At 73.4% G+C, this 6435-nt stretch carries 5 protein-coding genes and 1 pseudogene; 3 read left to right on the top strand and 3 right to left on the bottom strand.

Annotation, left to right across the window (positions count from 1 at the left end; all coding sequences use genetic code 11):
* The 3 genes from HMPREF3105_RS05430 to HMPREF3105_RS05420 all read right to left on the bottom strand — a co-directional run.
* A partial coding sequence (locus HMPREF3105_RS05430) for an acyltransferase family protein (protein WP_083325302.1) occupies positions 1–1307 on the bottom strand: 1307 nt, incomplete at its 3' end.
* A 146-nt stretch (positions 1308–1453) separates the two neighbouring features.
* On the bottom strand, positions 1454–1753 hold the full coding sequence (locus HMPREF3105_RS05425) for a DUF7218 family protein (RefSeq protein ID WP_070708933.1): 300 nt from the start codon (positions 1751–1753) through the stop codon (positions 1454–1456).
* A gap of 52 nt (positions 1754–1805) precedes the next feature.
* Positions 1806–3257: a CCA tRNA nucleotidyltransferase gene (locus tag HMPREF3105_RS05420; RefSeq protein ID WP_070708932.1), complete on the bottom strand. Its 1452-nt coding sequence runs from the start codon at positions 3255–3257 to the stop codon at positions 1806–1808.
* A 65-nt stretch (positions 3258–3322) separates the two neighbouring features.
* Here HMPREF3105_RS05420 and HMPREF3105_RS05415 point away from each other — a divergent pair, with 65 nt between their 5' ends.
* From HMPREF3105_RS05415 to HMPREF3105_RS05405, 3 genes and pseudogenes are all read left to right on the top strand, one after another.
* Positions 3323–3934 carry an NUDIX hydrolase gene (locus HMPREF3105_RS05415; protein WP_070708931.1) on the top strand — a complete coding sequence of 204 codons (612 nt, stop codon included), beginning with the start codon at positions 3323–3325 and terminating at the stop codon, positions 3932–3934.
* A gap of 46 nt (positions 3935–3980) precedes the next feature.
* On the top strand, positions 3981–5825 hold the full coding sequence (gene murJ / locus HMPREF3105_RS05410) for a murein biosynthesis integral membrane protein MurJ (RefSeq protein ID WP_002857806.1): 1845 nt from the start codon (positions 3981–3983) through the stop codon (positions 5823–5825).
* Positions 5826–5890: 65 nt separating this feature from the next.
* Positions 5891–6435 (top strand): annotated as a pseudogene (locus HMPREF3105_RS05405) (hypothetical protein); the annotation flags it as partial.

The raw sequence follows: 6435 nt of genomic DNA, 5'->3' as shown, positions 1-6435 counted from the left end.
CCCAGCGCCGTGGCGGCGGCCGCGAGCCGGCCGATCGGCCCGGCCCCGCCCGTGAACGCCCGCCGAGCGGCTGCGCCCCAGCGACCGAAGGCACCCCTGAACCCCTCGTGGAGGATGGGCTCCTCGATCAGCCGGGTGCTCAGGTCGGCGATCAGGGCGGTCAGCAGCAGGATCGCGCCGGCGGCCACGGGCTCGACCCACCCGGGGGCGTCCACGGGCACCATCACGCGCATGATCACGAGCAGCGGCCAGTGCCACAGGTACGCGGCGTAGGAGCGGCGCCCCCACCAGCGCAGGAACCTGTTGCCCAGCACGCGCGAGAGCGAGTCGCGCCGGTCGCCCTGCACGACGTGCCAGACGATGAACGCGACGACGGCGGACAGGCCCGCCAGCACCCCGCGGTACGTGCTCGCGTGGCCGCCGTCGACCAGGGCGAAGCCCGCCGCGAGCACCGCGACGGCGCCCCACGCGACGGCCACCCGCGTGGCCGAGGTCCGCGGCTCGGGGCCGCCGTGCTCGGGCCGGGGCACGTGGGCCAGACCGATCGCCACGCACGCGCCGAACAGCAGGCCGAAGGCGTGGGTGTCCGTGCCGAAGTAGAGGCGGGCCTGCTCGAACCCGTGCCACGAGCCCCAGGCCATCCACGCCGCGGAGGCCACGGCCGCGACCGCGACCGCGAGGATGCGGCGTCGGTCCGCCACCCGCCCCGAGTTCACCGTGCTGCGCGGCGGCCAGGTGAGCAGGAGCAGCCCCCAGAGGAGCAGGGGCCAGAGGATGTAGAACTGCTCCTCGATCGCCAGGGACCACAGGTGCTCGAACAGTGGCGGCGAGGCGCGGTTGAAGTAGTCCCCGCCCTCGAGGATCATCACCCAGTTGCTGGTGTAGGTCAGGGCGCCGAACCATTGGCGGCCCAGGCCCGCGGGGAACTCGTCCACCGCCAGCCACGCGAGCGCGGTGGTGCCCACGAGCGCCATCAGCATGGCCGGGATGAGGCGTCGGACGCGCTTCATCCAGAAGGTGCCCAGCGCCACGCCCCGGCCCGCGTCCACACCACGGACCAGGCCGGTGGTGATGAGGAAGCCGGAGAGCACGAAGAACATGTCCACGCCCACGAACCCGCCGCGCAGGAAGGTGGGCCAGGCGTGGAAGACGAGCACGGCGAGCACCGCGATCCCCCGCAGCCCGTCGAGGGCGGTGACCCGTCCGGGGCCGCGACTGACCCGCGTGCCGACCTTGACGGCGGGCACGCCGTCCTGGGGCGACAGGGCATGGCGGGGCACGGGCGCGGTGCGCTGGTCGGAACTCACAGCGGTCGATCATTCCATCCCGACCTGGATGGGCCAAAGCCTCCGGCTATCCCCCACCCGCCCCACCGCGTTGGGGGCGGTTTCCGGTGGTATTCCACTCCCAAAGCACCGATTTCCGCCCCCGGAAGCGGGGGTGCGGGCGCCGGTCAGTGGTCGCGCAGCGCCTCGATGAGCTCGTCCTTGGTCATGGTGGAGCGGCCCTCGATGTCGAGTTCGCGGGCCCGCTTCGCGAGCTCGTCCTTGGTCCAGTCCTCGTAGGAGCCGGCCTCGCCGCCGCGCTCGGCGACCTCGTCCCGGCCGTCTCGGGCGGACGCGTTGGCGATCCGCGCGGCCTTCTCCTCGCTCGCGCCCTCGCGGCGCAGCGCCTCGTAGACCTCGGGGTCCTTGATGCTGGAGGTGCCGGGGCCCATGGGGGCGCCGTTCTTCTCGGTCTTCTTCTCAGCCATGCGGCCAGTGTGGTCCCGGCCCGACGACGGGTGGAAGATCCGCCGCGCCGCCTCAGTCCTGCTGGGCCTCCGGCTGCTCGGCCCACCAGCGCCGCAGCTCCGCCTCGGCCTCGGCCGGCTCATGCGGCCCCTCGTCCAGGCGCCACTCGAGCAGGTGGGTGTACGCCCGGCCCACCACCGGGCCCGGGCGGATCCCCAGCAGCGCCATGATCTGCTGCCCGTCCAGGTCCGGCCGCACAGCCGCGAGCTCCTCGGCCTCGGCGATCTCGGCGATGCGCCGCTCGAGGTCGTCGTACGCGTGGGCCAGCCGCTCGGCCTTGCGCCGGTTGCGGGTGGTCACGTCCGAGCGGGTCAGCGCGTGCAGGCGGGGCAGCAGGTCGCCGGCGTCGTGGGCGTACCGGCGGACGGCGGAGTCGGTCCAGCCGGCGTCGCCGTAGCCGTAGAACCGCATGTGCAGCTCCACCAGACGGGCCACCGCCTTGATCGTGTCGTTGTCGAACTTCAGGGCGCGCAGCCGCTTGCGGACGAGCTTGGCGCCCACGGTCTCGTGGTGCCGGAAGGTGACGGCCCCGCCCTTCTCGAAGCGACGTGTGGCCGGTTTGCCGACGTCGTGCAACAGCGCCGCCAGGCGCAGCACGGGGTCGGGGGTCGACGGCGCGTACTCGCCCTCCAGCTCCATGGCCTGCTCCAGCACGGTCAGGGAGTGGGCGTAGACGTCCTTGTGGCGGTGGTGCTCGTCCGACTCGAGCTGCAGGGCGGGCAGCTCGGGCAGGACGTGGTCGGCCAGGCCGGTGCGCACGAGCAGGTCGAGGCCGGCCCGCGGGTGCGCCCCGCAGACGAGCTTGACGAGCTCCTCGCGCACGCGTTCGGCGGAGATGATCGTGATCCGCTCGGCCATCGCGGCCATGGCCTCCTCCACCTCGGGGGCCACGGCGAAGCCGAGCTGGGAGGCGAACCGGGCGGCGCGCATCATGCGCAACGGGTCGTCGGAGAAGGAGTCCTCAGGGGTGCCGGGGGTGCGCAGCACGCCGGCGTGCAGGTCCCGCATGCCGCCGAAGGGGTCCACGAGCTCGAGGGCGGGCAGGCGCAGGGCCATGGCGTTGACGGTGAAGTCGCGACGCAGCAGGTCGTCCTCGAGGCTGTCGCCGAAGGCCACCTGCGGCTTGCGGCTGGCCGGGTCGTACTGCTCGGCCCGGTAGGTGGTGACCTCGAGCTGCCAGCCGGCCTTGCGGAAGCCGATGGTCCCGAACCGCCGTCCCACGTCCCACGTGGCGTCCGCCCAGCCGGCGCCGACGGCCTCGGACGCGTCCGGGTCGGCGTCCGTGGTGAAGTCCAGGTCCGGCGACGACCGTCCCAGGAAGAGGTCGCGGACCGGGCCGCCCACCAGGGAGAGCTCGTGGCCGGCGGCCTCGAACCTCCGCCCCAGCTCCACGACGACGGCGGGCAGGGTGGCGTCCGCGGGGAAGCCGGGGGGCAGCGCGTGGGTGGCGGTGGTCAGATCCATGATGCCTACAAGGGTGCCAGACGGTCCCGGCACGGGCCCGCGCGGGCCGGGCTAGAGTTGACGGCATGACCCGCCCCGATCCCTCCGCGCACCGGGGCGCCCCCCTGCCCTCCGCGCTGGGGGCGTGGCGTCGCCGGCCGCAGCCGCCTCTGCGCCCCGTCACCCCGGCCCCCGCGGGACCCCGTTCCGCCGGTGCCGCCTCCCTGCCCACGGTGGAGGAGGTCTCCGCCGGCGGCGTCATCGTCCGCGAGCACGACGGCGGCCTCGAGGTGGCCGTGATCGCCCGCTACAACCGCGGTGGCCGGCTCGAGTGGTGCCTGCCCAAGGGCCATCCCGAGGGCGAGGAGGACCACCGGCAGGCGGCCGTGCGCGAGGTGGAGGAGGAGACCGGGATCGCCGGCCACATCCTCGAGCCGCTCGGCGCGATCGACTACTGGTTCACAGTCGCCCGGCACCGCGTCCACAAGACCGTGCACCACTTCCTGCTGCGCGCCACGGGCGGCGAGCTGACCACGGAGAACGACCCGGACCACGAGGCCGTGGACGTCGCGTGGGTGCGCCTCGAGGACGTCGCGCGCCGCCTCTCCTTCGCCAACGAGCGCCGGATCGTCGACCTGGCCCGCCAGGTGGTCGACCAGCACTTCCCCCCGGGCGGTGCCCGGGGCCCCCGCCCCTGATCCACCGCCCCCGGCACGGGGCCTTCCGACCACGATTGGGTGACCCTTGAGCAGCAGACCCGCCCCGCGCCGAGCGCAGGACCCCGCCCACGCCGGCGTCGCCGACGAGGAGCCGACGACGACGGACCCCGCCCCCGCCACGGATCCGGCCGCCGTGGACCCCGCGGACGAGACCCCCGAGGGCGAGCGCCGCGCCGGCCGGTCCACCGCGATCATGGCCTCCGGCACGCTCCTCTCCCGCGTGCTGGGCCTCGTCCGTGCGACGCTGGTGACGGTGGCGATCGGCCTGTCCGCGGACATGGCCGACATCTTCGAGATCGCCAACTCCCTGCCGAACGTGATCTACCTGCTCCTGGTGGGCGGCGTGTTCAACGTCGTGCTCGTGCCGCAGCTGATCAAGCACGCCCGCGACGCCGACCGGGGCGCGGACTACACCTCCCGCCTGATGACGCTCGGCACGCTCGTGATGCTCGCCGGCACGGTGGTGGTCATGCTGGCGGCAGCCCCGCTCATGACGGCCCTGACCCGCGGCTGGTCGCCGGAGAAGCTCGAGATGGCCACCGTGTTCGCCCTGTGGTGTCTGCCCCAGGTGTTCTTCTACGGCATGTACGCGCTGGTGGGGCAGGTGCTCAACGCCAACGGGCGCTTCGGCGCCTACATGTGGGCGCCGGTACTGAACAACGTCGTCGCGATCGGCGCGATCGTGCTGTACCTGGGCATGTTCGGGGCGTACCGGGCCGGGGACGACCTCGCCGGGTGGACGAGCGCACAGACGGTCGTGCTGGCCGGCGGCCACACCCTGGGCGTCGTGCTGCAGGCCGTGATCCTCTTCCTGCCGCTGCGCGGGCTCGGCCTGGGTCTGCGCCCGCGGTTCGGCTGGAAGGGCATCGGCCTGCGGGACACCGGCCGGATCGCCGGGTACACCCTGATCACGATGGTCGCCACGAACGTGGTGCTCCTGCTGTGCCAGCGGTACGTCACCTCTGCCACGGAGGCCCGCGACCGCGGCGAGCTGCGCATCCCGGGCACCGAGACCTGGAGCGCCGAGATGGCGCAGGCGGCCATCCCCGGTGTGGCCGCGTACAACATGGCGATGCTGATGGCCGTGCTGCCCCATTCGGTGTTCGTGCTCTCCCTGGCCACCGTGCTCTTCAACCGGCTGGCCCGCGCCATGGGCCGCCAGGACATGTCCGCGGTGCGGCGCACGACGGCGCAGGGTCTGCGCGCGTTCACCGTGCCGCTGATGTTCTGCCTCGCCGGCGTGGTGGTCCTGGCGGGCCCCCTGGGCCGCGTCTTCGGCTCGACGGCCGAGACGGCGATGGTGGCCGGCGTCGCGGTGGGCTCGGTCCTGCTCGCGCTGGCGCTGTCCATCCCGTTCCGCTCGGGCTCCTTCTACCTGCTGCGCGTGTTCTACGCCGCCGAGGACGCCAAGGTGCCGATGGTGGTCCAGGTCAGCGGCTCGCTCCTGATGCTGCTGCTCTCGTGGGCGGGCGCGATGCTGCTGCCGCTGTGGTCCATGGCCCTGTGGGTCGCGGTCGCCTCGTCCGTCTCGTACGTGTACCAGTTCGTCCTGACCCATGTGCTCACCGTGCGCCGGTTCGGGGACTACGGCCTCGCATCCGTGCTGCGTGCCCACGTCCAGACCGGCCTGGCCGCGCTGGCCGCGGCGGCCGCGGGCGTCGTCGTCGTGTGGCTGCTGGGCGGGTACACCGGCGGGTTCGCGTGGAACTCCATCGGGACGGCGCTGCTCACGTGCGCGGTGGCGGCCGTGGCGATGGGTCCGGTGTACCTGATGGTGCTGCGGGCCATGCGGTTCCCCGAGCTGGACGACGCCCTCCGGCCGCTCGTCGCCCGCGTGCCGGCGCTGGGTCGTCTGCTGCGCGTCGGCTGATCTCTGGCCGCGACGGCCACGCCACGTATCATCGGATTCCGACCCCGTCGTCAGGAGAAGAGCCCGTGCCCCAGCCCATCGCCGTCGGCGCCGTCCTGGGCGGCCGCTATCGCATCACCCAGCACGTGGTGACGTCCGCGGACCAGGACATGGTGTTCCTGGGCACGGACCAGGTGCTCAACCGCCGCGTCACCGTGCTCGTGGCCTCACGTGAGAACGCCACGCAGGTGGCCTCGTCCGCGCGGGAGCTGGCCACGGGCGAGCGCACCGACGACGTGCAGGTGCTCGACCTGGGGCTGTCCGAGGGCCGCACGTACCTGATCGCCGGCGGGGACCCCGACCCGGACGTCCTGCTGGGTCTGGCGTACCCGCAGGAGCTGTACGTGGAGCCGTTCCAGACGGACAGCCTCGGCTCCGAGCTGTTCGGCGAGTCGCGGACCGGAGACCCCCACGCCTACGACGACGACGAGGCGTACTACACCGACCTCGACCGCCGGCTCCGCGCGGACGAGGACGAGGCCCAGCGTCGTCCCGGGTTCCTGAACCGCCTCTCCGAGCGCCTCGCCGAGCGGGTCCGTCCCTCCGACGGCACCGCGGCGAAGGCGGCCGC

Origin of the sequence: Micrococcus sp. HMSC31B01, from assembly GCF_001816085.1 — a bacterium.
In the GTDB taxonomy this organism is placed as follows: domain Bacteria; phylum Actinomycetota; class Actinomycetes; order Actinomycetales; family Micrococcaceae; genus Micrococcus; species Micrococcus luteus.
This window is presented reverse-complemented; position numbering and strand designations above follow the sequence as displayed.

Excerpts from the sequence above, each read along its gene's own strand:
- HMPREF3105_RS05425 (WP_070708933.1), bottom strand. The coding sequence starts at position 1,753 with ATGGCTGAGAAGAAGACCGAGAAGAACGGCGCCCCCATGGGCCCCGGC.
- HMPREF3105_RS05420 (WP_070708932.1), bottom strand. The coding sequence starts at position 3,257 with ATGGATCTGACCACCGCCACCCACGCGCTGCCCCCCGGCTTCCCCGCG.
- HMPREF3105_RS05415 (WP_070708931.1), top strand. The coding sequence starts at position 3,323 with ATGACCCGCCCCGATCCCTCCGCGCACCGGGGCGCCCCCCTGCCCTCC.